The sequence below is a fragment of the Actinoplanes sp. M2I2 genome, assembly GCF_023544445.1.
GTDB lineage: Bacteria > Actinomycetota > Actinomycetes > Mycobacteriales > Micromonosporaceae > Actinoplanes.
Window position 1 is genome coordinate 138,344 of the sequence record NZ_JALPVJ010000001.1, and the last position, 22,690, is coordinate 161,033.

General features: G+C 70.8%; 27 protein-coding genes and 1 other RNA gene. 20 read left to right on the forward strand and 8 right to left on the reverse strand.

Translation table 11 applies throughout. From position 1 onward, the window contains the following. Window positions 1–96: 96 nt before the first annotated feature. Window positions 97–1,140, forward strand: coding sequence for a zinc metalloprotease (locus HJC40_RS00695; RefSeq protein ID WP_249997627.1), 1,044 nt, complete (start codon window positions 97–99; stop codon window positions 1,138–1,140). A gap of 175 nt (window positions 1,141–1,315) precedes the next feature. Here HJC40_RS00695 and HJC40_RS00700 read toward each other — a convergent pair whose 3' ends face one another. After that, a complete protein-coding gene (locus HJC40_RS00700; protein WP_249997628.1) occupies window positions 1,316–1,855 on the reverse strand; it encodes a hypothetical protein in 540 nt (179 codons plus the stop codon). A 56-nt stretch (window positions 1,856–1,911) separates the two neighbouring features. Then, window positions 1,912–2,541: a maleylpyruvate isomerase family mycothiol-dependent enzyme gene (locus tag HJC40_RS00705; RefSeq protein WP_249997629.1), complete on the reverse strand. Its 630-nt coding sequence runs from the start codon at window positions 2,539–2,541 to the stop codon at window positions 1,912–1,914. Window positions 2,542–2,673: 132 nt separating this feature from the next. Here HJC40_RS00705 and HJC40_RS00710 point away from each other — a divergent pair, with 132 nt between their 5' ends. The 12 genes from HJC40_RS00710 (at window position 2,674) to HJC40_RS00765 (ending at window position 13,670) form a co-directional block, all read left to right on the forward strand. Further along, window positions 2,674–2,823, forward strand: a complete 150-nt coding sequence (locus tag HJC40_RS00710) for a hypothetical protein (RefSeq protein WP_249997630.1) — start codon at window positions 2,674–2,676, stop codon at window positions 2,821–2,823. 281 nt (window positions 2,824–3,104) lie between these two features. Further along, the gene (locus tag HJC40_RS00715) at window positions 3,105–3,965 is read left to right on the forward strand and encodes a hypothetical protein (protein ID WP_249997631.1); all 861 of its coding nucleotides are present in this window, start codon (window positions 3,105–3,107) and stop codon (window positions 3,963–3,965) included. A 39-nt stretch (window positions 3,966–4,004) separates the two neighbouring features. Then, window positions 4,005–4,592, forward strand: a complete 588-nt coding sequence (locus HJC40_RS00720; protein WP_249997632.1) for a helix-turn-helix domain-containing protein — start codon at window positions 4,005–4,007, stop codon at window positions 4,590–4,592. 386 nt (window positions 4,593–4,978) lie between these two features. Then, the gene (locus HJC40_RS00725; protein ID WP_249997633.1) at window positions 4,979–6,214 is read left to right on the forward strand and encodes a helix-turn-helix domain-containing protein; all 1,236 of its coding nucleotides are present in this window, start codon (window positions 4,979–4,981) and stop codon (window positions 6,212–6,214) included. A 46-nt stretch (window positions 6,215–6,260) separates the two neighbouring features. Next, on the forward strand, window positions 6,261–6,845 hold the full coding sequence (locus tag HJC40_RS00730) for a flavoprotein (RefSeq protein ID WP_308200813.1): 585 nt from the start codon (window positions 6,261–6,263) through the stop codon (window positions 6,843–6,845). A gap of 47 nt (window positions 6,846–6,892) precedes the next feature. Beyond that, window positions 6,893–7,750: a Nif3-like dinuclear metal center hexameric protein gene (locus tag HJC40_RS00735; RefSeq protein WP_249997634.1), complete on the forward strand. Its 858-nt coding sequence runs from the start codon at window positions 6,893–6,895 to the stop codon at window positions 7,748–7,750. Then, the gene (locus tag HJC40_RS00740) at window positions 7,747–8,481 is read left to right on the forward strand and encodes a zinc ribbon domain-containing protein (RefSeq protein ID WP_249997635.1); all 735 of its coding nucleotides are present in this window, start codon (window positions 7,747–7,749) and stop codon (window positions 8,479–8,481) included. Before HJC40_RS00735 ends, HJC40_RS00740 begins: the two co-directional genes overlap by 4 nt. Next, complete coding sequence (locus HJC40_RS00745) at window positions 8,478–9,575, forward strand: bifunctional RNase H/acid phosphatase (protein ID WP_249997636.1); 1,098 nt, start codon at window positions 8,478–8,480, stop codon at window positions 9,573–9,575. The genes HJC40_RS00740 and HJC40_RS00745 overlap by 4 nt, the downstream gene beginning before the upstream one ends. Before the next feature lie 91 nt (window positions 9,576–9,666). Further along, the gene (locus HJC40_RS00750) at window positions 9,667–10,947 is read left to right on the forward strand and encodes a glycoside hydrolase family 18 protein (protein ID WP_249997637.1); all 1,281 of its coding nucleotides are present in this window, start codon (window positions 9,667–9,669) and stop codon (window positions 10,945–10,947) included. Between the two features lie 170 nt (window positions 10,948–11,117). After that, on the forward strand, window positions 11,118–11,342 hold the full coding sequence (locus HJC40_RS00755) for a DUF3311 domain-containing protein (protein WP_249997638.1): 225 nt from the start codon (window positions 11,118–11,120) through the stop codon (window positions 11,340–11,342). A gap of 4 nt (window positions 11,343–11,346) precedes the next feature. Beyond that, window positions 11,347–12,993 carry a monocarboxylate uptake permease MctP gene (mctP, locus tag HJC40_RS00760; protein WP_249997639.1) on the forward strand — a complete coding sequence of 549 codons (1,647 nt, stop codon included), beginning with the start codon at window positions 11,347–11,349 and terminating at the stop codon, window positions 12,991–12,993. A 95-nt stretch (window positions 12,994–13,088) separates the two neighbouring features. Next, window positions 13,089–13,670 carry a class I SAM-dependent methyltransferase gene (locus HJC40_RS00765; protein ID WP_249997640.1) on the forward strand — a complete coding sequence of 194 codons (582 nt, stop codon included), beginning with the start codon at window positions 13,089–13,091 and terminating at the stop codon, window positions 13,668–13,670. On the opposite strand, the gene HJC40_RS00770 is transcribed toward HJC40_RS00765, so the two are convergent. After that, a complete protein-coding gene (locus HJC40_RS00770) occupies window positions 13,638–14,111 on the reverse strand; it encodes a VOC family protein (RefSeq protein ID WP_308200814.1) in 474 nt (157 codons plus the stop codon). The genes HJC40_RS00765 and HJC40_RS00770 overlap by 33 nt on opposite strands. A 64-nt stretch (window positions 14,112–14,175) precedes the next feature. On the opposite strand from HJC40_RS00770, the gene HJC40_RS00775 reads away from it, so the two are divergent. Next, window positions 14,176–15,321 carry an MFS transporter gene (locus HJC40_RS00775; RefSeq protein WP_249997641.1) on the forward strand — a complete coding sequence of 382 codons (1,146 nt, stop codon included), beginning with the start codon at window positions 14,176–14,178 and terminating at the stop codon, window positions 15,319–15,321. A 105-nt stretch (window positions 15,322–15,426) separates the two neighbouring features. Here the strand turns inward: HJC40_RS00775 and HJC40_RS00780 are convergent, their stop codons facing one another. The 3 genes from HJC40_RS00780 to HJC40_RS00790 form a co-directional block, all read right to left on the reverse strand. Continuing rightward, complete coding sequence (locus tag HJC40_RS00780; protein WP_249997642.1) at window positions 15,427–15,873, reverse strand: cytidine deaminase; 447 nt, start codon at window positions 15,871–15,873, stop codon at window positions 15,427–15,429. A gap of 29 nt (window positions 15,874–15,902) precedes the next feature. After that, entirely contained in the window at window positions 15,903–16,355 is a 453-nt protein-coding gene (locus HJC40_RS00785) for a hypothetical protein (RefSeq protein ID WP_249997643.1), read from the reverse strand. Between the two features lie 82 nt (window positions 16,356–16,437). Then, window positions 16,438–16,977: a hypothetical protein gene (locus HJC40_RS00790; RefSeq protein ID WP_249997644.1), complete on the reverse strand. Its 540-nt coding sequence runs from the start codon at window positions 16,975–16,977 to the stop codon at window positions 16,438–16,440. 89 nt (window positions 16,978–17,066) lie between these two features. Here HJC40_RS00790 and HJC40_RS00795 point away from each other — a divergent pair, with 89 nt between their 5' ends. The 4 genes from HJC40_RS00795 to HJC40_RS00810 are packed head-to-tail and all read left to right on the forward strand — an operon-like array spanning window position 17,067 to window position 18,627. Further along, a complete protein-coding gene (locus HJC40_RS00795) occupies window positions 17,067–17,399 on the forward strand; it encodes a GNAT family N-acetyltransferase (protein ID WP_249997645.1) in 333 nt (110 codons plus the stop codon). A gap of 47 nt (window positions 17,400–17,446) precedes the next feature. Continuing rightward, the gene (locus HJC40_RS00800) at window positions 17,447–17,620 is read left to right on the forward strand and encodes a hypothetical protein (RefSeq protein ID WP_249997646.1); all 174 of its coding nucleotides are present in this window, start codon (window positions 17,447–17,449) and stop codon (window positions 17,618–17,620) included. A gap of 49 nt (window positions 17,621–17,669) precedes the next feature. Continuing rightward, window positions 17,670–18,044, forward strand: coding sequence for a hypothetical protein (locus tag HJC40_RS00805; protein WP_249997647.1), 375 nt, complete (start codon window positions 17,670–17,672; stop codon window positions 18,042–18,044). Between the two features lie 28 nt (window positions 18,045–18,072). Further along, the gene (locus HJC40_RS00810; protein WP_249997648.1) at window positions 18,073–18,627 is read left to right on the forward strand and encodes an NUDIX domain-containing protein; all 555 of its coding nucleotides are present in this window, start codon (window positions 18,073–18,075) and stop codon (window positions 18,625–18,627) included. Window positions 18,628–19,084: 457 nt separating this feature from the next. On the opposite strand, the gene HJC40_RS00815 is transcribed toward HJC40_RS00810, so the two are convergent. Continuing rightward, on the reverse strand, window positions 19,085–19,849 hold the full coding sequence (locus tag HJC40_RS00815; RefSeq protein WP_249997649.1) for a sulfite exporter TauE/SafE family protein: 765 nt from the start codon (window positions 19,847–19,849) through the stop codon (window positions 19,085–19,087). Window positions 19,850–19,926: 77 nt separating this feature from the next. Between HJC40_RS00815 and rnpB the strand changes: the two genes are divergently transcribed. Together rnpB and HJC40_RS00825 are read left to right on the forward strand one after the other, a co-directional pair. Next, window positions 19,927–20,330: RNase P RNA component class A (gene rnpB / locus HJC40_RS00820), an RNA gene on the forward strand. A 597-nt stretch (window positions 20,331–20,927) separates the two neighbouring features. Continuing rightward, window positions 20,928–21,335 carry a hypothetical protein gene (locus tag HJC40_RS00825; protein WP_249997650.1) on the forward strand — a complete coding sequence of 136 codons (408 nt, stop codon included), beginning with the start codon at window positions 20,928–20,930 and terminating at the stop codon, window positions 21,333–21,335. A 360-nt stretch (window positions 21,336–21,695) separates the two neighbouring features. On the opposite strand, the gene HJC40_RS00830 is transcribed toward HJC40_RS00825, so the two are convergent. After that, a complete protein-coding gene (locus HJC40_RS00830) occupies window positions 21,696–22,118 on the reverse strand; it encodes a hypothetical protein (RefSeq protein ID WP_249997651.1) in 423 nt (140 codons plus the stop codon). Between the last annotated feature and the right edge of the window lie 572 nt (window positions 22,119–22,690).

Here is a 22,690-nt window from a genome sequence, read left to right on the forward strand (position 1 = left end):
AAGCAGGCAGCAAGAGCCGAGCAGGCAGCGAGACCCGAGCACACAGCGAAATGCGAGCAGACAGCGAAAGCAGACAGCGCGAGGAGATGAAGCCCGATGGACACCGCCGACATCGTCGAGACACCGGTACGGCGCCGCTGCGGCAGCGAGGACGTGCACCGCCGGCTGCTCAACGAAAGCCTGAACTACCGGCTCAACCGGGCCGCCATCGAGAATCTCGCCTTCGCCTTCGCCACGGGGCAGGAACAACCGTCGCGGGCCGAGGTCGTGACCGTGCCGGTGGTCGTCCATGTCGTCTTCGGCGCCGACGAGCAGAACGTCTCGGACGAGCAGATCGACAGTCAGATCGCCGTGCTCAACGAGGACTTCCGGGCAACGAACGCCGACGTCGCGAACGTGCCCCCGGTGTGGCAGGGCCTGGTCGCCGACGCGCGTCTGGAGTTCCGGCGGGCGAGCGTCGACCCGCAGGGCAACCCGACCGACGGCGTCACCCGGCGGCGCACGGATGTGCTCTCCTTCTCGGACGACGAGGCGGTGAAGTTCACCGCCCGGGGCGGCGCCGACGCGTGGCCGGCCGACCGCTACCTCAACGTCTGGGTCTGCCGGCTGGGCGGCGGTCTGCTGGGTTATGCCCAGTTCCCCGGCGGGCCGCCGGCCACCGACGGCGTGGTGATCACCCACACCGGGTTCGGCACCACCGGTACGGCGGCCGCGCCGTTCAACCTCGGGCGGACCACCACCCATGAGATCGGCCACTGGCTCAACCTGTTCCACATCGGCGGCGACGACGGCACGGGCTGCAGCGGCACCGATTTCGTGTCGGACACCCCCAACCAGGCCGGGCAGAACTTCGGCACGCCGTCCTTCCCGTCGGTCACCTGCAACAACGGGCCGGACGGCGACATGTTCGTGAACTACATGGACTACACCGACGACGCGGCGATGTTCATGTTCACCCACGGGCAGATCCTGCGGGTCGAGGCCTGCCTGGCCGGCCCCCGCCAAGGCTTGATCACGGCAGCCGGCAGCCCGCCACCAGACAGTGCTCCGGCGAACAGTGCTCCGGCGAACAGTGCTCCGGCGAACAGTGCACCGGCCAACCGCGCACCGGCCGACGCCGCGCCGGTCGGCGGCGAGTAGGGCCGGGAAAGGCGGCGCCGGCGCGACAACCGTTCGCGGGCATACGCCCCGCCGGCGGCCGGTCGTCGCGCCGTCGCCCGTCACCAGGGGGGACGGCTGTTGGCCGACGGCCGTCCCGGACGTGGTGGCACCGGTGGGGCCGGACGCGCGGTAGTGCCCGGCCCCACCGACCCCCTCAGCCGGCGGTCTCGGTGGCCGCCGGCCCGGTGGGCGGGGGATCGACGGCCGGGAGACCGGCGGAGCCGTCGCCCGCCGACCCCCAGCGACCGCCGGGCGCGAGCTCGCCGAGGTGTTCGAGCCGGGCCCGGATGCCGCCGGTGCTGCGCCCGAACTCGGCCACCAGCTCCCGCCGGCGCGCGCCCGCCCGGTAACGCGTGACCAGGCGTTCGTCGTCGGTCGAGGTCCAGCGGGCGCCCTGGTTGGGGTGCCGGTCGTGCCGGTCGGGCGGTGGACCGGCCGGGGCCGGCCGCGACCGGGTCATCGCGATCAGGCCGGCCAGCGTCGAGGTGAGGACGTCGGTGAGCGTGGGCAGGTCGGCCGGGGAGATGCCGCCGCTGATCTCGCTCACCACGTGACCGTCGCCGTCGCTGCTGACGATGCAGAGGTCGATGCGGTGGTCGTCGGTGGGGAAGGCGGTGACCTGGTAATCGATCTCGCCGAACACGAGGCGGCGATCGAGGGTGATGGGGGATGACTGGAGGGCGGTGTCATTCATGGCCGTGACCCTAGGGCTACCCTCCGACAGTTTTCGGCGGTGCCGGGCGGGCGATTTCAGGGGATTCGCGCGGCCAGCACGCGGACTCCCGGACCGTCGAGCTCACCGAGCACGGCCCGTCGTCCGGTCAGCGCCATCATCAGGGCCTCGGCCGGCCCCGTGACCAGCGCGCCGGTCCCGTATGCCCAGTCCAGATCGGTGGCTTCGAAGCGCAGCCCGGTGAGGCGCCGGCGCGGGGTGAAGCCGACCGCCCGCCCGCCGGTCAGGAAGTCCAGCGACCTCCGCAGGTGATCGAGGCTGAGTCCGTGCGGCAGCCCGAGCGGCCGTCGCATGTCCTGCCCGTGCACCTGCAGGTCGGTGAGCTGCCCGAGGTACCCGACGATGGGCGGCCGGAAGCCGGCCGACGCGTGCCGGCGCAGGCCGGCCGCGAGCGCGGCGGGCGGCTGCCGGGCGACCTCGGCCGCGAGCAGCGCGTTGGCCCGGTGGAGCCGGAACCGGCCGCGGATCATCGCCGACAGGGTCGCGCGGGGTGGGGTCTCGACCGCGGCCAGCAAATGCCCCGCGACCTGCCGGACGGTCCACGCGCCGCAGAGGCTGGGCGTGTCGAGCTGGGCCGGGGTCAGCGACTCGATCAGGTCGGCGACCCGGCGGCGTTCGCCGGCGATCGCGTTACGGACGGGATCCATCACCGCCCCACCCTACGGAAGGGGAGCTCAGACCTGCTCCGGCGCCTGGCCGGGGCGTTCGGCTACGGCCCGCCGTACCGGCCCTCCCTGAGGTCTCTGCGGGAGCGGGTGGCGGCGGGCGATCCGCGACCGGTGGAGCTCGTCTGGACGCACACCTCGGTGATCCGGATGGCGCTGGGCCGGTCGGCGTTCGACGCGTTCGTCGCGATGTTCGAGGCCGCGCAGTCGGCCGACGAGAACAAGCCGTGGAACGAGCGCCTGGTCTTCCGGATCTTCGACTGACGGGCCGACAGAGGCGACGAGCCGAGAGAGACGACGGACCGAGAGAGGCGACGGACCGAGAGAGGCGGCGGGCCGGGGAGGCGGCGGGCCGGGTCAGGGGACGCGCCGAGGGAGGCAAAGGGCACCCGGTCTGCACCCGAGCGGTTCCTCAACCGGGCCCCCCGATCACCGATTGCTGAGAGTGCCGGCGGGACGTCCCGCCGGCGGGCGGGCCCCGGTCGGCATCCCCCCGGCGATCGGGCCCGCCCTGCGACCGCAAGCGATCGGAAGGCGGAGGGCGCATGCCGGCTGAGTTGCAGATCGGCATGGACGCCGAGAAGACCGTCGTTTCCCCGTACGCCCTGAGGTTGCGCACCGGCCGCGCCGTCAAGCACCGATCCGGGTCGCTGACCGAGCTCGTCCCCGTGCCCGCGAGCGGCGTCAGCCGGACCGCCCGCCGGGCCGGCGCCTGCCGCCTCAGCCTCTCGCTGGTCTTCGTCTCCGCTGCTCTCTACGCCGTCGGCGTGCCGTGGTGGCTGTCGTTCGCCGCCTCCGTCGCCACCGTGGCCACCGTTTGGTACCGGCAGGACCGGGCCGCCCAGGAGGCCTGCTTCGACATTCCGGCCGGCGACGACGTGCACGTGCTGCGGACCGGCGAGGAGCGCGCCGTCCTCCAGCGCGCCGTCGGTGTCTCGCGCCGCATCCGGCGTACCTGGCCCGGGCTCTCCGGCATGATCGACCCGGATCTGGCCGACCGGTCGCTGACCCGGGCCCTCGACGACCTGGGCGGGTTGCTGGCCCGACGGCAGGAGCTCCGCCGCCTCCGGACCGAGATCCAGGGTGTACGGCGTCAGGACGTCCCGGCCGACAGCCCGGCTGTGCAGGCGCTCGCCGCCCAGCGGGACCGGGCCGATCAGCTGTGGCGCGAGACCGGCCGGCGGATCAACCGCATCCTGCGCGGCCTGGACCGCACCGCGCTGGCCGGCGAGGCTTTCCTGCGGGAGCGCGAGATCGACGAGACTGCCCGGCGGGCCGAGTTCGTGCTGGCCGGCCTGGCCGATCGGCACGCGGCCCCGATGACCGAGGCCGGTCCCGAGCTGGCCGACCGTACGGCCGCGGTGATCACGGCCTACCGGGAGCTGGCGGCCGCGGATCCCCGGTGATCGGGCCCGGCTTCGCCGAATGCGCGAAGCTTGGTTGCTATGACGGCAAACGAAGACGTGCTGCGGGAGGTGGGGCCGAGGTTGCGGGCCCTGCGCCGTGGCGCCGGCATCACCCTCACGGCCCTGGCCGACACCACCGGCATCTCGGTGAGCACGCTGTCGCGGCTCGAGTCGGGGCAGCGCAAGGCGACCCTCGAGCTGCTGCTGCCGCTGGCCCGGGCCTATCACGTGCCCCTCGACGAGCTGGTCGGTGCGCCGCCGACCGGCGACCCCCGGGTGTACGCCCGGCCGGTCCACCGATTCGGCCAGACGATCCTGCCGCTGACCCGCAATCCCGGAGGTCCGCAGGCGTTCAAGCACCTCATCGAGGCCGGCCATCGGCAGGAGCCCGATCCCAAGACGCACGAGGGCTACGAGTGGCTGTACGTCATGAGCGGCCGGCTACGGCTCGTCCTGGGTGAGCACGACCTGATCCTGCCGCCGGGCGAGGCGGCCGAGTTCGACACCCGGGTGCCGCACTGGTTCGGCAGTGCCGAGGGCGAGGCGGTCGAGTTTCTATCGATCTTCGACAGTCAGGGCGCCCGCATCCACGTGCGGGCCCGGCCCAGCAAGAGTTCATCCCTTTGAGTGACTCGACCGTCACCCTCTGAAGTACTACGGTGTCACTCGACATGCCCGGCCCGGCGAAGTGTGCTGCTGAGGCCGGTGGGTGCCGGCTGCGGCGGGCGGAGCGGCGCCGACGGTACGAACGGCCGATGGACGGTCCACCACATAGGTCGATGAACCCCGATTCAGTGGCCTGGTGGCCATATCAACCGGAGGCGCCGTATCCAAGCGCGACACGCCTCGTTGGTCCCGGCAGATCCACCCTTTGCAAGTTGCCCGAAAAACTACGAGCATCGGTGAGCAGGCGATCACACACTCTGTGCGACTTGTGCGGACGTGGAGGGGTCAGACTGCAGATGACACAAGGGCTCGCCGGCGGGGGTCGTCGGTGAGTCGGGGGAGGCACCGTGGACGAGCTGCCGATCGGCCGCCGCGTCGCCTATTGGCGCGGCCGACGCAAGATGTCCCAGCAGGTTTTCGCTGACCGGCTGGGAAAGTCCAAGAGCTGGGTCGACAAGGTGGAGCGGGGAGTCCGCCGGCTCGACAAGTTCTCCGTCGTCTACGAGATCGCCGACGTCCTTCAGGTCGATGTCCAGCTGTTGCTGGGCAAGGACGTGGAGCGCCGGCCGGAAACGCAGAACTGCATCGACCAGGTCGAGGTCGAGGAGATTCGTGCCGCTCTGGAGCGGTACGACCAGATGAGCGCGTTCTTCCAGGCGGTGCCCCACTCGCCGCCGCTGGCCGAGATGCGCAAGGCGGTCAGCCACGCGTGGCTGACCTATCAGCACGCCAAGTACGGCGTCCTGGCGCGCATGCTGCCCAAGCTGCTGCGGGATGCCCAGGCGGCCGACAGCGCGTACGCGACCGGCGCCGAGGCCAAGGACGCGGCCCACCTGCTCGGTCAGGTCTATCAGATCGCGTCGTCGGCGCTGCGCAAGGTGGGCGAGCACGAGCTGTCCTGGCTGGCCGCCGACCGCTCGATCGCCGTCTCGCAGCGAGCCGGTGACCAGCTGCTGGCCGGTCTGGCCAGCTTCCGGGTGGGCAGTGCGCTGCTCGCGCTCGGCCGGGTGCGCCCCTCGCTCGAGGTCAACGTCAACATCGCCAACCGGCTGGCTCCGGCCCACACCCAGGAGCCCGAGCACAAGGGCCAACGGCTTTCGGTGTACGGCATGTTGCTGCTCAACGGGGCGATGGCGGCGGCCCGCATCGGTGACAGCGCGACCGTGCGCGACCTGCTCTGCGGCGCCGAACAGGCCTCGCTCGAGCTCGGCGGCGACTTCAACCACTACTGGACCAGCTTCGGCCCGACCAACGTGCAGCTGCACCGGTGTGCCGCGGCGGTCGAGCTGGGCGACGGCCGGGCCGCGGTCGACACGCACGAGAAGATCGACGTGGTCGGCTTCAACGCGCTGCTGCCGGAACGCCGGGCGCACCACTTCCTGGACATCGCCCGGGGCTACACCCAGATCGGCGACATCGAGAAGGCCAGCGAGATGCTGCTCGAGGGCGACCGGCTCGCCCCGTCCGAGATCCGCTGCCGCCCGCTCGCGCACGAGGTTCTTTCCGACGTGCTCCGCCGCACGCGGGGCACTCCGCCGGCTCCGATCGCGGAACTGGCCGAGCAGATGGGAGTCGGTGTATGAGCAGGGCCTTCGGTCCGCGGCCGGGTGGCGGGTGGGGGATTCGGACGTGACGATCGGCAACGTCGCGCCCGGGGTGCTGTATGTCCTGGTCTGCGGCTCGCCCATGGCCCGCGACGTCGGCATCCTGGTCGGTCTGGCCCAGCAGGAGGGCTGGGAGGTCTGCGTGATCACGACACCCGACGGCCGCAAGTTCGTCGACGTGGCCGCGCTCCAGGCCCAGACCGGTCATCCGGTGCGCAGCTACTACAAAAGCCCCGGCGACCCCGACGTGCTGCCCCAGGCCGACGCGATGATCGTCGCCCCCGCCACGGTCAACACCGTCAACAAGTGGGCCGCCGGCATCACCGACACCCTCGTCCTCGGTCTGCTGATCGAGGGCTACGGGTACGGCGTGCCCACGGCCGTCGTCCCGTACACGAACAAGGTCATGGCCCTGCACCCGGCGCTGCACGAGAGCCTGGCCAAGCTGCGGGACTGGGGCGTGCACGTGCTCTACGGCGAGGACGTGTGCCGGCTGGGCATACCGGGACAGTCTGACCGGTTCCGGGGCCAATTCCCCTGGCGGCGGGCTCTGCAGGCGGTCAGCAGCCCGGTGTCGATGAGCAGCGGTAGCCAGGTGGAACCGGCGTAGGCCTGTCCTGCCGATCGGGCGGCCGGGGCCCGATAGAGTTGTCGGCCGTGACCGATTCCGCCGCAGCACCCACCGTTCTCGACGTGGTGAACGCCCTCGACCGGCGCTATCCGCGCGACTGGGCGGAGTCGTGGGACCGGGTCGGACTGGTGCTCGGCGACTTCGAGCGCCCGGTCCGGCGGATCCTCTGCGTCGTCGACTGCGTGCCCGAGACGGTCGACCAGGCGCTCGCCGTGCGGGCCGACCTGATCGTCGCCCACCACCCGTTGCTGCTCAAGCCGGTCTCGTCGATCGCGCCCGACACGTACAAGGGCCGCATCATCCACCGGCTGATCCGCAACGACGTCGCGCTCTACAGCGCGCACACCAACGCCGACGTGGCCAATCCCGGCGTTTCCGACGCCCTCGCGGCCCGGTTGGGCCTGCGCGATCTGCGGCCGCTGGTGCCCGCCTCGGGCGCCGCCGCCGGTGAGGGCCGCGGCATCGGCCGCATCGGCCGGCTCGACGAGCCGATGGACCTGGCCGAGTTCGCCGGCTTCGCGGTCACCCGGCTGCCCGCCACCGCGGCCGGCATCCGGGCCGCCGGCGACCCGTCACGCCTGCTGCGCACGATCGCCGTCTGCGGCGGCGCGGGCGACTCGTTCCTGGCCGACGCGACCCGTGCGGGCGTCGACGCGTACCTCTGTGCCGATCTTCGCCACCATCCCGCGAGCGAGCATCTCGCCGAGGACGGGCCCGCGCTGATCGACGTCGCGCACTGGGCGACCGAACGCCCCTGGCTCGACGACGTCAGCGACTGGCTCCGCGGGGAGTCCGGCGCCGACGTCATCGTGTCTGATGTGGACACCGACCCCTGGACCGTGCACGCCCGGGACGTACCCGAAAAGAAGGAGCCCCTGCTGTGAAGGCCTCGCCGGAAGCCCAGCGCCGCTTGCTCGACCTGCAAGCCGTCGACACCGCCCTGGCGCAGCTCGCGCACCGGCGCAAGTCGCTGCCCGAGCTCGCCGAGCTCGACGCCGTGGCGCGGGAGCTCGCCGCCCTGGAGGACGAGCGCGTCCGGGCCCAGGTCGCGGTCGACGACCTCGACCGTGACATCAGCCGCTTCGAGAAGGACATCGAGCAGGTCCGCGCCCGCAAGGATCGCGACAAGCAGCGGCTCGACGCCGGCGGCGCGCTGCGCGAGATCGAGGGTCTGCAGCACGAGATGGCCACCCTCAACCGGCGGCAGTCCGAGCTCGAGGACGCCGAGCTCGAGCTGATGGAGCAGCGGGAGACCGCCGAGACGGCGCTGTCCGCGGTGCAGGGCCGGATCAACGCGGCCGACGAGCGCCGCCAGGCGGCCGAGCGGCGGCGCGACGAGGCGCTGGCCGACATCACCAAGGAGCAGGAGTTCAAAGCCTCCTCGCGGGGTCCGCTGGCCGCCGACCTGCCCACCGACCTGGTCGGGCTCTACGACAAGATCCGGCTCGAGTCCGGTCTCGGGGCCGCGCTGTTCCGGTCGGGCCGCTGCGGTGGTTGCCGCATCGAGCTCTACGGCGCCGACCTGAACCGGGTCAAGGCGGCCGCGCCGGACGACGTGGTCCGCTGTGAGGAGTGCCGCCGCATCATGGTCCGCACCCAGGAATCGGGACTGTGAGGGTCACGGTCGAGGCCGATGGCGGGTCCCGGGGAAATCCGGGCCCGGCCGGGTACGGCTCGGTGGTGCTCGACAGCGCCGGCGGGGTCCTGCTGGAACGGCAGGGCTCGCTCGGCGTCACCACCAACAACGTCGCCGAGTACACCGGGCTGATCGAGGGGCTCAAGGCCGCGATCGAGCTGGGCGCCACCGAGGTCGACGTGCGGATGGACTCGAAACTGGTGGTCGAGCAGATGTCCGGCCGCTGGCAGATCAAGAACGCCGGTCTGCGCCCGCTGGCCGCCGAGGCCGCCCAGCTGGTCGCCCGGCTCGGCCGGGTGTCCTTCGAGTGGATCCCGCGCGAGCGCAACAAGGCGGCCGACGCCCTGGCCAACCGCGCGATGGACGAGGCCGCGGGCAAGCCGGTCCGTGATCGCGTCGAGCCCGAGGTGGTCACCCCGGCGCCGCCGCGATCGTGGGCGCCGCCGTCCCTGGAGAACGCGACCCGGCTGATCCTCGTCCGCCACGGCGAGAGCACGCTGACCCGGCAGGGCCGCTATTCGGGTCGCGGCGACGTGCCGCTCTCGGACGAGGGCGAGGCCCAGGCGATGGCCGCGGGCGGCCGGGTGGCGGGGATCGCGCGGGACGTCACCGCGATCGTCAGCTCGCCGCTGAGCCGCTGCGTGCGGACGGCCGAGCTGATCTCCGCCGAGGTGGGCGGCGTCCCGGTGACCGTCGTCGACGACCTGATCGAGGTCGACTTCGGAGCCTGGGAGGGCCTGACCTTCGCCGAGGCGCAGGAGGGCTGGCCGCGCGAGATGGACGCGTGGCTGGCCTCGACCAGCGTGGCGCCGCCCGGCGGGGAGTCGTTCCAGGCGGTCGCCAAGCGGGTGCGCGCGGCGATGGCGACGGTCCTGCAGTCGTACGCCGGTGGGGTCGTCGTCCTGGTCTCGCACGTCTCGCCGATCAAGCTGATCCTGCGGGACGCGCTGGCCGCCTCCGACGCGTTCCTGCATCGGCTCTACCTCGACACCGCGGGCGTGTCCACCATGGATGCCTGGCCGGACGGGAACATCGCCGTGCGCTCGGTCAACGAGACGGCTCATCTCCGCTGACCTCATGATTGCCCATTGATTCTCCAGGGCGGGACGTTTAGCTTCCTCAATTAGGAAACTTTCTTCAACGTTTTCGCCCCCTGGAGGGCTCATGCGTGTTCTGACCCGCCGTCTCATCGCCGCGGCGGCCGTCGCAGCGGTGGCCACGACGGCCGCTGCGACACCCGCACAGGCGAACGTCAAGCCGTACGTCAAGGTCGGCTACTTCACCCAGTGGGGCATCTACGGCCGCGACTTCCAGCTCGCCGACGTGCAGAACTCCGGCGCCGCGGCCCGGCTCACCCACATCAACTACGCGTTCGGCCCGGTCACCGCCGACGGCGTCTGCGCCTCGGCCGACCCGTGGGCCGACTGGCAGACGCCCTTCTCGGCCGAGAACAGCGTCGACGGCGTCGCCGACGTCGCCGGCCAGCCCCTCTCCGGCAACCTGAACCAGATCGCCGAGCTCAAGAAGAAGAACCCGAAGCTGCGGGTGCTGATCTCGCTCGGCGGCTGGTCCGGCTCCAAGTACTTCTCGGACGCGGCCCTGACCGACGTGTCCCGGCAGAAGCTCGTCGCATCCTGCGTGGATCTCTGGATCAAGGGCAACCTGCCCGAGCTGCCCGCCGGGGCCGCGGCCGGGATCCTCGACGGCATCGACCTCGACTGGGAGTGGCCCGGCTCGGGCGGCGAGGTCGGCAACATCATCCGGCCCGAGGACAAGCGAAACTTCACGCTGCTGACCGCCGAGTTCCGCAAGCAACTGAACGCCCTCTCCCGTACGACGAAGAAGCGCTACGACCTGACGGCGTTCCTGCCCGCCGCGCCCGCGAAGGTCGACGCCGGCTTCGAGGGCGAGATCTTCAAGTACTTCGACTTCGCGACGGTTCAGGGCTACGACTTCCACGGCTCGTGGGAGGCGCGGACCAACCAGCAGTCGGCTCTGCGCGTGCCGGCCGGAGCTCCCGACAATCCCGACTTCTCATCCGAGGTCGCGATCGACAAGTGGGTGTCGCTCGGCGCCCCGCGTCGCAAGCTCGTCCTCGGCCTGCCCTACTACAGCCAGGGCTGGACGGGCGTGACCGGCGGCGGCAACGGCCTGTTCGCGCCCGCCACGGGTGCGGCGCCCGGTAAGTTCGCCGCCGGCACCGAGGACTACAAGACCGTCAAGACGCTGCCCGGCTTCAAGGTCCACCGGGACCTGAAGGCCGGCCACGCGTGGCTCTACGACGGCACCACCTTCTGGACGTACGACGACCCGGCGGTGATGCTGCAGAAGTCCCTGTGGATCCGGAGCAAGGGTCTGGGCGGCGCCATGATGTGGTCGCTCGACGGCGATGACGCCAACGCGTCGCTGACCAAGGCCGTCTCGACGGGTCTCTGGACTCCCTGACCGCCGACGGGGGTGGTGCGCCGCCCGGCCCGCCACCCCCTCCGGCGCCGCATCGACGGTCGCCGTTCGGCGCAGCGTGTCGCCCGTTGGGCGCATGATGATCGCTTGTCACGGTCGTGCCTCGTTAGCGTGACTGTGACCGTCTCCACAGTTACCAGGAGGTACGGCTGATGGCGGATTCCGAGACGCCGAAGGCAGTGCCCGCAGCCCGCAGCGATCGCAGCCCGTGGAACTGGCTGCTCCTGATCCCGATCGTGCTGCCCGTGCTGACCCCGCTGTTCAATCACGACTCGCCCCGGTTGTGGGGTTTCCCGGCCTTCTACTGGCTCCAGTTCCTGTTCATCCTCGTCGGCGTGACCACTACGACGATCGTCTTCCGCATGACGAGGAAGTGACGGCATGGGCGACCACATCACCGAGATCGTCGTCTTCACCCTTCTGTTCCTGCTGGTCAGCGGCATGGGCTTCGTCGCCGCGCGGTGGCGGGCGCCCAAGGACATGGAACACCTCGACGAGTGGGGGCTGGGCGGCCGCAGCTTCGGCGGGTGGATCACCTGGTTCCTGGTCGGCGGTGACCTCTACACGGCGTACACGTTCGTCGCCGTACCCGCCCTGATCTTCGGCGCCGGAGCGGCCGGGTTCTTCGCCGTGCCGTACACGATCATCATCTATCCGCTGTTCTTCCTGATCCTGATCCGGCTCTGGTCGGTCTCGCACCGCCACGGTTTCGTCACGCCGGCCGACTTCGTGCGCACCCGGTTCGACTCGCCGACGCTGGCGTTGCTGATCGCGATCACCGGCATCGTCGCCACCATGCCGTACATCGCCCTGCAGTTGATCGGCATCGAAGCGGTGCTCAAGACCATGGGCGTGACCGGCGACAGCATGCTGGCGAGACACGCGCCGATCATCATCGCGTTCGCGATCCTCGCCGCTTACACGTATCAGTCGGGCCTGCGGGCGCCCGCGCTGATCGCCTTCGTCAAGGACACGCTGATCTACATCGTGATCATCGTGGCCGTCATCTATCTGCCCTACAAGCTGGGCGGCTGGGGCACGATCTTCGACGCGGCCGAGGCGAAGTTCGACGCCTCGCCCAACCCGAACGACGGCATCACCCTGAACGCCAACAATCAGATCCAATACATCACGCTGGCGATCGGCTCGGCGCTCGCGCTGTTCCTCTACCCGCACAGCATCACCGGCGTTCTGGCCAGCAAGAACCGCAACGTGATCAAGCGGAACATGTCGGCCCTGCCGGCCTACAGCTTCCTGCTCGGGCTGCTCGCGCTTCTCGGGTACGCGGCCATCGCGTCCGGGGTGAAGCCGCTGGCCGACCCCGCGACCGGCAAGGTGGACAGCAACACGGTCGTACCGCTGCTCTTCGACATGCAGTTCCCGGCGTGGTTCGCCGGCGTCGCCTTCGCCGCGATCGGCATCGGCGCCCTGGTGCCGGCCGCGATCATGTCGATCGCCGCGGCCAACCTGTTCACCCGCAACATCTACAAGGAGTACCTGAAGAAGGACGCCACCAACGCCCAGGAGGCGCGCGTCTCGAAAATCACGTCGCTGGTCGTCAAGGTCGGCGCGGTGGCCTGCATCGTCTTCCTCGACCCGCAGTTCTCGATCGACCTGCAGCTCATCGGCGGCATCATCATCCTGCAGACCGCGCCCGCGGTGGCGCTCGGCCTGTTCACCCGCTGGCTGCACCGTGGCGGGCTGATCGCCGGCTGGGTCGCCGGCATGGGCCTGTCGATGTGGATGCTCTGGCAGATCCCGAACGCGGCGACCGGGCGGGCCCACTTCGGCGGCTCGGCGTTCCCGCTGTCCGACTTCGGCTTCGACACGAAGCGCACGATCTACGTCGGCTTCGTCACGGTCCTGGTCAACCTGCTGGTGGCCGTGATCGCCACGCTGATCCTGCGGGCCGCGAAGAGCCCGGAGGGCGTGGACGGCACCACGCGGGACGACTACTTCGCCGACGAGGGCGACCCGCGCATCGACAAGGACGTGGTCGCCACGGTCGACCGCCCGTCGTCGACCTGACCGAGCCTGGCCCGCTCCCGGGCCAAGGAGACGCCGCGCCCTCCGCCAAGGGCGCGGCGTTCTCTGTTCCCCGACCGGTGCTGTTCAATGGCCCGGTGACACGAGACTGGGTCGGCTGGCACGACGAGTACGCGACCCCGGGCTCCGCACTGGCCCGGCGGCTCGAGGTGGTGCGCGGCCACCTGCGCCCGCTGCTCGACCGCCCCCGCAGCGTGATCAGCATGTGCGCCGGCGACGGTCGCGACGTCCTCCCGCTGCTGCCCGCGGGCTCCCGCGCGGTGCTCGTCGAGGGGGATCCGGTGCTCGCCGACCGGGCCCGCCGCTCGGCCGCCGACGGCGTCACCGTGCTCACCGCCGACGCCGGCACGACCACCCCGTACGCCCCGGTCGCCCCGGCCGAGATCGTGCTGGCCTGCGGCGTCTTCGGCAACATCGCCGACGAGGACACCCGCCGGACGATCGCGGCGCTGCCCAGCCTGCTCGCCCCCGGCGGCACGGTCGTCTGGACCCGCGCCGGCTCCGAGGCCGAGACCGTACGCGACGTCTTCGCCGCCAACGGATTCGCCGAGCTGGCCTTCACCGCGCCGTCCGACGCCCGCTTCCGGGTCGGCGTGCACCGCCTGACCCGCGCCCCCGACCCGTTCCTACCGGACGTCCGCCTCTTCACCTTCACCTGATGCGCCGTCGCCTGATCCACCGTCACCTGATCCACCATCGCCCGACGCCGGCTCCGACTCGTCCAGGTACAGGCAGAACGGGTGCCCGGCCGGATCGATCATGACCCGTACGGTGGCCTGCGGCTGGAAGTCGGCCCGGGTCGCCCCGACGGCGACCGCGTGGGCCACCGCCTCGTCGAGGTCGTCCACCTCGATCTCCAGGTGCATCGACATCTGCGGCCGCCCCGGTTCGGCCGGCCAGACCGGCCGCACATAGTTCTCCTCGGTCTGGAACCCGAGGTTGTAACCCGCGTCCGCACCGGGCGAGACAGCACCCCCGAGCCCGTTCTCGGCCGGGAAGAACTGCCAATCCAGCAGCCGCGCGTAGAACCGCCCCAGCGCAGCCCCGTCCGGCGCGTCCAACGTCACGCCCCACCACTGCTTCCGCCTCCGTAGCGGCATCGCGTCCTCCTCCGGTTCGTGAGCCGAGTCCCCGCGCTGACCATCATCGATTACGGTCAGGAGCATGATCGGCACTGAGGTCTCTGGTCTGCGGCGGGCTCGGGTCGCCACGTCGGCGATCTTCGCGGCTCACGGGGCCGTGACGGGGACGTTCGCGGCGCGGGTGCCGTGGATCGCGGACCACGTCGGGGTGGGGCCGGGTGGGCTGGGGATCGCGTTGCTGATGCCGGGGGTCGGGGCGCTCGTGGCCATGCCGCTGTCGGGGCGGCTCGTGCACCGGTTCGATCTGCGGTCGCTGGTGCGGGTGCTGATGCTCTGCTGGGTCGGGGTGTTGCTGCTGCCGGCGCTGCCGACCTCGCTGTGGCTGCTCTGTCTGGCGCTCGTCGGGTACGGCGCGGCCGCCGGGCTGGCCGATGTGGCCATGAACGCGCACGCCGTGCTGGTCGAGGATCGGTACGGCCGGTCGGTCATGTCCAGCTTCCACGGGTGGTGGAGCGTGGGCGGCCTGGGCGGGTCGGCGATCGCCGTGTTCGCGGCGCGGGAAGGGCTCGGGGCGCCGGCTCACTTCGCGATCGCCGTGGCCGTGCTCGCCGTCGTGGTGCTGGTGGCCTCGCCGGGCATCGTGCCGCACCGGCCCGAGCCGTCGCTCGAGGAGCCGCCCGCGTTTGCGCTGCCGTCCCGCGCCGTGCTGCCGATCGGGCTGATCGGGCTGTGCGCGGTCTTCGCCGAGGGCGTCAGCCTCGACTGGGCGGCGGTCTACGTACGGGATCTGCTCGGCAGCCCGGCGGCGACCGCGGCGGCCACGGTCTCGATCTTCTCGGTGTGCATGGCCGTGGCCCGCTTCGGCGGTGACTGGGTGGTGCGCAAGCTGGGGCCGGTCACGACGGTGCGGATCAGCGGGGTGTTCGCGACCGCCGGCGCGTTGATGATCGTGGTGTTCGAGCCGGTGGCGCTGGTGATCGCCGGCTTCGGGCTGCTCGGCATCGGCATCGCCGTGGTGGTGCCGCTGGTCTTCGCGGCGGCCGGGCGCAGCAGCGAACACCCGGGGCGCAGCATCGCCGGGGTGGCCGGCATCGCGTACGGAAGTGGTCTGATCGCCCCGGGCATCATCGGGGGGATCGCCCACCTGTCGTCGCTCACGGTGTCGTTCGGCGTGATCGTCGGCCTGATGGTGATCATGACTCTGGGGGCGTCGGTTCTGCGGCGCTGAGGTCCTGCGGCGCTGAGGTCCTGCGGCGCTGAGGTCCTGCGGCGCTGAGGTCCTGCGGCGCTGAGGTCCTGCGGCGCTGAGCCGCGTCTCCGAAGTGGAGCCGGCTCAGCCGGTGTGGGCGGCTGTCGAGGGCCAGATGCCGCCGTCGGCGAAGCGCGCCGCCCAGTAGAACGGGTTGACCTCGAGCAGCGTGCGCGTCGACCACCCGGACGGGCTCTGCGGATCGCCCACCCCGACCTGCACCTCCGGGCCCCACAGCGCGAGACGCTCCTGGCAGATGCCGCACGGGGCCAGCACCACGATGTCGTCGCTGCCGGGCTTGCGGCTCACGCACACCGACGCCGTCACCCGCTTGTCCAGCGTGTAGGCCTGGCAGATGGCTCCGGTCTCGTGGCACAGGGTGACGCCCATGTTGATGTTGTCGAGGCAGACGCTGGTGAGGATCTGACCGTCCTCGAGATACACCGCGGCTGCCCCGCCGTACTCCTCGGCCGACCATCGGCGGTTCATCTGGTCGACGGCCGCGTCCACGAGGCGCTGATCGAGCTGCATGGCGTTGGAGGCTACGGCACCTCCGTCGCTCATCGTCGATCCAGCAGGCGGTGGGCCTCGGCGAGCACGTCCGCGTCGATCAGCTGAGTCGCCCGTCGGTGGTCCGAGAGGTACTCCCGGCCGAGCACGAACAGCCGGTCCGCGAAATCGGAACTCGACCCGATGGCCCGCCAGAGGAAGTCGGCGGGCACCAACTCCCCGGCGATCGCCTGGGAGGCCAGATGCCGTACGGCGATGCGCTGGGCCTCGTGCGCGTCCGGCGCGTAGTGCTCGAGGCCGACGTCGCGCAGCGCCGCCTCCAGGAGCGCGGGCGCTTCCTCCTCGGCGTCCTTGCGCATCACCCCAGCCAGAATCGCGACGTTGTCGCCGTCATGCCCGGCGACGAGCAGGGCGCAGGCGGCGTCGACCAGCTCGGCGGCGTCATCACCCTCGACGCTCCACAGCGCCGCCGCCAGCCGCATCCTTTCCAGCGCATCGTCCATCCCGTCAGGATCCTTGCTCCCGTACGCGCCGTCGCGCGCATCACCGCCTCGCCGGACGCCTCGGGAAAGCGCGCTCAGCCGGTCACCGCTTCTTGCCGGGGGTATGCATGTCGATCAGCTGCGAGACCATTTCGGCCGCGAACGCCATGGGCGCCATGCGCAGGGCCAATGCCCGCGTGGGATGCGGGTGGCCGTCCCGGGTGAGGCGGGCCAGCCAGCGCTTCTCGAGCTGGTGCCGGCCGAACGTCATTGCGATCGTGACGCCCATCACGCCGACGAGCGCGGCAGTCTGGCGCTTGTCGAGCGTGAACTCCGCGATCGGCTTCGCCGGGTCGGCGTCGGCCGTGGCCGGTTCGCCGGACCCGTCGGAGTCGGCGGCCGCGGGCTCCGGGGAGTCGGCCGGCTTGTCGCGCAGCGCGTCCACCTCCGAGCGGATCTCGCGGAAGGCCCGTCGTGCATCGGGCGCGGCGGCTGCATAGCCGGCCGCGCCGACCGCGACGAGGCCCAGGCGGACCAGCCGTCGCTTCGCGGGCGGCAGTTCGCGGGCGGCGATCCAGGCGCTGGTGAAGGCGGTGTTCAGGGTGGCCACGGTGACGGCGCGCGAATAGGAAGCGGAAGCCATGAACCGACCGTAGCCCTCCCTGGCAACCGGATCGGACGCCTCGGGCGACGCGGCGCCGGCCCGGGGAGCCGTAGTCTTAGACTCCCGCCGTGACGTGGTCAGTGCGGACGTACGACCCGGCCGACGAACCGTCCTGGCTGCGGTGCCGGGTGCTGGGTTTCCTGGACACCGCGTACTTCGACGACGTCTGGCCGGTGAAGCCGCCGTCCGCGGGCCTGGATCTGGTCGCGGCGACCGCCGGCACGGTCGCCGGAATCCTGACGGCGACCGTGAACCGGGAGGCGGCCACCATCGACACCGTGGTGGTCCACCCGGATTTCCGGCGGCAGGGCGGGCTCTGCTCGACGAGGCGATCCCGCTGCTGCGCGCGGACGGCGTCACAGAGCTCGATGCCTGGACCCGGGACGATCGGGGCACGCTGACCTGGTACCGGAGTCTGGGCTTCGCGGAAAGCAGTCACTACCTCCACGTGTACGCGGACCGGTACGCCGGCCCGGCGGAGCCGGAGAGCGCCGGCCTCACCGCCCGGCCGGGCCTCAAACCGATGGCCGGCTTCCTGCACGGGCGGATGCCCGACGAGCAGTGGGCCCGCGAACACTTCCGCCGCGTCCACGTCTGCCGCCGCTTCGCGCGTCGGTTGTGACCCGCCCGCCCGGCCGCGCCGCGTCCCCGGGCCGGCGTAGCTTGAAAAAATGAGCGAGCCGCGGGTACTGGTGATCGGGCTGGATCCGTACCGGGTGCCCGGGCCGTGGGATCCGGCGCCCGTGGCCGAGAAGATCGCGGCCGGGATAGCCGAGTTCGCGGCGGCCGGGGTGGGCGCCGAGAGCTGCCTCGTCGGTCTCGACGGCAGCGACGACATCGAGGCGGTCGTGACGGCCGCGCTCGGGCGGTGCTCATGGGAGGTCGTCGTCATCGGCGGTGGCCTTCGGACCGAGGACCAGCTCGACCTGTTCGAGCTGGTGGTCAACCTCGTGCACCGGCACGCGGCCGGGGCGGCGATCGCCTTCAACAGCACGCCGTCGGACACCTTCGAAGCGGCGGCACGCCGGCTCACGCCGCCGGTCTGAGCGCCCGCCGGGGTGAGACCATGCTGCGATGCGGACGTCGGTGGGGGTTGTGCACGCGGTCGTGAACGGGCTCCGGGCCGGGGACGACGTCGAGGCGTCCGACCGCGGGCGGGTGCTGGCCTGGCTCGAGCGGACCGACGACGTGTTCCGGCGGGCCAAACCGGCCACCCCGGAGCAGCACCTGGTGTCGTACGTCGTGCCGGTCGATCCCCGCGACGGGGCGGTCCTGCTGGTCGACCACGTGAACGCCGGGCTCTGGCTGCCGCCGGGCGGGCACGTCGAGCCCGACGAGGATCCGCTGGTCAGCGCCCAGCGGGAGATCGGCGAGGAACTGGGGCTCGACGGTTCGCGGGTGTCGCGGGAGCCGGTGTTCCTCACGGTCACCCGCACCGTCGGCCTTGACGCCGGGCACACCGACGTCAGTCTCTGGTACCTGCTGCCCTGCGAACAGGAGCAGCCTCTGGTGGTGGACGACGAAGAGTTCCACCGCGTGCGCTGGTGGTCGAAAGCGGAGCTGGCGGCGGCCGACCCGGCCCGGTTCGACCCGCACTTCTTCCGGTTCCTCACCAAGATCGACGGCTGAACGCCCCGGTCGCGACACGCTCGCGGTGTCGCTGCGATTGCCGGCCGCGCGGGCGGGCGCGGATGCCGGAAACCGGCCGCAGAATCAGCGCCGACTCAGCTCCGCCGGGCCGGGGACCGGCGGGTTCAGCGGGGCCAGGCCGAAATGCTTGACCGTCAGATCGGTGACCTCGTCAGGACAGCGCGGTGTTGTCGACACGCAGGTCGTCGTCGCGGCCGTCGAACTCGGTCGTCGAGTTGAGCATGTGGCGCCGTCGGCCTGCAACAACAGCGCACAAGACCGGTCGAGGTCGCGTTTGGGCGGCTTCTCGGCCGGGCGATCAGGCCGGTGTTGCGGGCGAGCCGGACGGTCTGTGTCGCCTCGAGTCGAGATGCGGACCCGGGCGCCACGCCGGAGGAACAGCTCGAGAGGCGGTGGCTCACTGATCTTGAAAGCGATCGTTCGGTGCGCGCCGGCGTCAGCGGACAGCGCGATACAGCAGCAACAGCCCGATCACCGTGCCGAAAGCGACGATCACCGCCCGCAGCACCCCCGACGGCAGGCGGCGGGCCACCTTGGCCCCCGCGTACCCGCCGACCACCGTGGCCGGCGCCAGGATCAGCACCGCGCCCCAGTTGACCGGCGCGAACACCGCGAACACCAGCACCGTGACCAGCCCGACCGCGGCCGACAGCACGTTCTTGAGCGCGTTGATGCGGTTGAGTGGCTCGTCCAGGATCAGGGCGAGCGCCGCGACGTACATGACCCCCAGGGCCGCGCCGAAGTAGCCGCCGTAGATCGCCCCGACGAACACGACGACCTGCAACGAGACGGCCGCCCGGCGCGCCGACATGTGCCGGGGGTGCCCGACCAGGCCGCGCAGCCGTTCCTGGAAGGCCAGCGTGGCGGCGGCGCCGAGCACCAGGAACGGCACGATCAGCTCGAAGGCGCGGGCCGGGGTGAGCAGCAGCACCGCGCAGCCCGCGGCCGAGCCGACCACGCAGGTGGGCAGGATGTGGACGAGCCGGGCCCGTTGCCCGGCGAGGTCGGCCCGGCTGCCCACCACGCTCGAGACGTACCCGGGGAAGACCGAGATCGAGTTGGTCACGTTGGCCGCCACCGAGGGCAGGCCCGTCGCGATCAGGCCGGGGAAGGTGATCAGCGACCCGCCGCCGGCGATCGCGTTCATCGCCCCGGCGGCGAGGCCGGCCACCACCAGCAGCAGGACATGTGAGAGATCCATGGTGAGGTCGAATCTACGGGCCCGGACGGCCGGTGGGGGAGCCGCCGAGGCGGTCCGTAGACTGACCGGGCGACGGACGAGTCGGCCAGGCGGTCGCGTCGGCGCCCTCCGGGGTGCCGCCGAGGAACGTCCGGACTCCGCAGAGCAGGGTGGTTGTTAACGGCAACCCGGGGTGACCCGCGGGACAGTGCCACAGAGAACAGACCGCCGGCCTTCACGGGCCGGTAAGGGTGAAACGGTGAGGTAAGAGCTCACCAGCACCCCGGGCGACCGGGGTGGCTAGGTAAACCCCACCCGGAGCAAGGCCAAGCAAGGCCACCACCGCGAGGCGGTGGCCGGCGCAGGCGTTCGAGGGCTGCTCGCCCGAGCCTGCGGGTAGGCCGCAAGAGCCGAGCCGGCAACGGCCGGCCGAGATGGATGACCGCCCATGGCGGCCTTCGGGCCGCCGGGACAGAATCCGGCGTACCGGCTGACTCGTCCGTCACCCTCCTGGTCAGGGTGCTTTGTGCCCTCATCCACCTGGTGTTTCGAACGTAGGTTCTAGTCGACATCAGTCGATGGTGGTCGACGTTTGACGGCCCCGCCACGGCCCAGACGGCCCCGCCACGGCCCAGACGGCCCCGCCACGGCCCAGACGGCCCAGGGACGGCCCAGGAACGATCTTCAAAGCGGGAGGGTCGCGTACCTGAGCGGGCATCCCGTCGCGCAGGCCCCGCCCGGCCGGGCAGGCGCGGTCTGGCTGCCTCCCGGTGTGCGATGGGTACCCGCCGGGCTTCGACATCCCAGAGCCGCCGGGTCCAGGGCGGGTAGCCCGGCCGCCGGAGGCACTACCCGGGTGCAGGGTCGGAGATCCTGCCCGCCGGAGGCTGCCGCTAGTGCGACGTCTCGCGCGACCGAGACAACAGGGCTGGCGACTCTGTCCGCACCCCGAGTCCCGCCCATTACCGTGCAGTCGACCCTGCTGCCAGAGACAGTATGCAGCTGTGTGGCATGTGGGTCGACGGGATGCCGCAGCACAGGGTGGCCGGAGAGAGCGGATCTGACTCGAAGCGCCTCAGCATCTCGGTACGGTCCGCATATGGCAACTGATGGCTCGCGTCCGATCGCAGTGACGCTGCGCGCCGAGGACTGGGGGGCGCTCATGGACGTCATGGACAACGCGACCTCCATGGCGGTCGAAGAAGGCGACCCACACAACATCGTGCCGGTCGCCAAACGCGTGAGAGAAGCGGCCAGCGCCGGCCTCTACGAAACCGACGAACGACAGCTCCCGCTTGACCAGCTCACTAGCGTCGAACTGTCAGCGTCCGACTGGCGATACGCGGTACTCACTCTGGCGGTGTGGGCCGAGGCCGGCGAGGGGAACGTCCCTTGGCTCGACCCTGAGAGCACTGAGTCCGACCCTGACGGCACTGTTGAGCGCGAGTTGATCGCTGGCATTACGGCTCAGCTTCCCGAGGGCACTCTCGGAGCCGACGGTTCCTGAAACCTAGAAGCCAACAGCCCCGGTTGTCTCTGTAATGAGACGGCCGGGGCTTCGTCGTGGTCGGCCGAGGTTTCGGTCTGCGCGGCCGGGTCGACGCCGGGAGCGCAGCGGCAAGGCGTCGATCCCGGACCGCGCCTTGAAGATGTAGAGAAAGTTCTCACCGCCATTCGTGCTCAGCGGTCACGAAGAAATCTTGTCGCGTCTCATGACGTCCGTGACAAACGAGTCTCAGCACCTGCGTGACACCGCTAGAGTCGATCGCCCGGACGGTGATGACAGCCCGTAGTCTTGCGAAACGCGCGGCGTACGTCCTCACACGCCGAGAAGAGTGCACTCCATCAAATTGGACGACGTCCCGAGTCAATCCCACCAGAGCGTCTGCAGACGCATCCCGTCAGGTACGGGTATTGGCTTAGCCGGCGGCGCATCGTTCCACCACTCGTACGACACCTCCTGCTCGGGATTGAGCGCAGCGGTCAGTCTCAGCACTTCACTTGCGGGAGCCCTCGTGACGACATACACGTGATCGCTGAATGGCCACTCGTCGTCGCCTAGTACCTCACTGATGCCCACCTGGACGTCGTGTACGTCGGGCTGTTCTCGGACGTCACGCAACACAGTGAAGAACGCCCGCACACCGGGATGGTGGATGAGGTTGCATCCAATCGATCCCAGGTCTTCGTTTCCCTCGAAAAACAACTCAAGGCTGACGACCGGCTCCGACCCGACGCCTGACTCGTAACCGCCCTGACGCTGGATCTCTGCCAGCAGGTCAGGCAGCATAGCGACCACCTTCCTTCCCATGCCTCTATCCGATCGTTGCATCGCTACAGCAGCGAGAAGCAGCGATGGACACATGTCGATCCAAGGGGCGTTCCGCGCGTCGTTCGGCCCTCAGTTTCACAGACCGTGATGTGCCGGATGTTGGTGTCACGCACGCCCTGATACCGATCTGTCACGCAGGTCCCGGGACAAGACAGTCACGAAGAAATCTCCCTGTTCCAATTTCCTGTACGACTTTAAGGCGGCCCGAAACGGGCCGCTCACTCCGTCGCCGAGGGCAGCGCACCGCCGCCCGCGAGGGATGCGGGCGGCGGCACGCTAAGCGCTCCTCGGCGACACTCGTGGAAAGCGAGGAGGAGGTCGGGCCTGCCGAAGACCGTCAGAGTCTCGGTTCTAGGGATGCTCCGTCCGGCAGCCAACCGGCACGGCCTGGGCGACGCGGTGCAGTTGCCGCGTCGGGCCGTAGCGCGTGTGGCGGGCTCGTGCGTGGTTGCGATTACTGCGCCTCCGGCGGGGCTCTCCAGCCCCGGGATGGTCGCGCACACCCGCCACCCTCGATCCGGGGCAAGCCG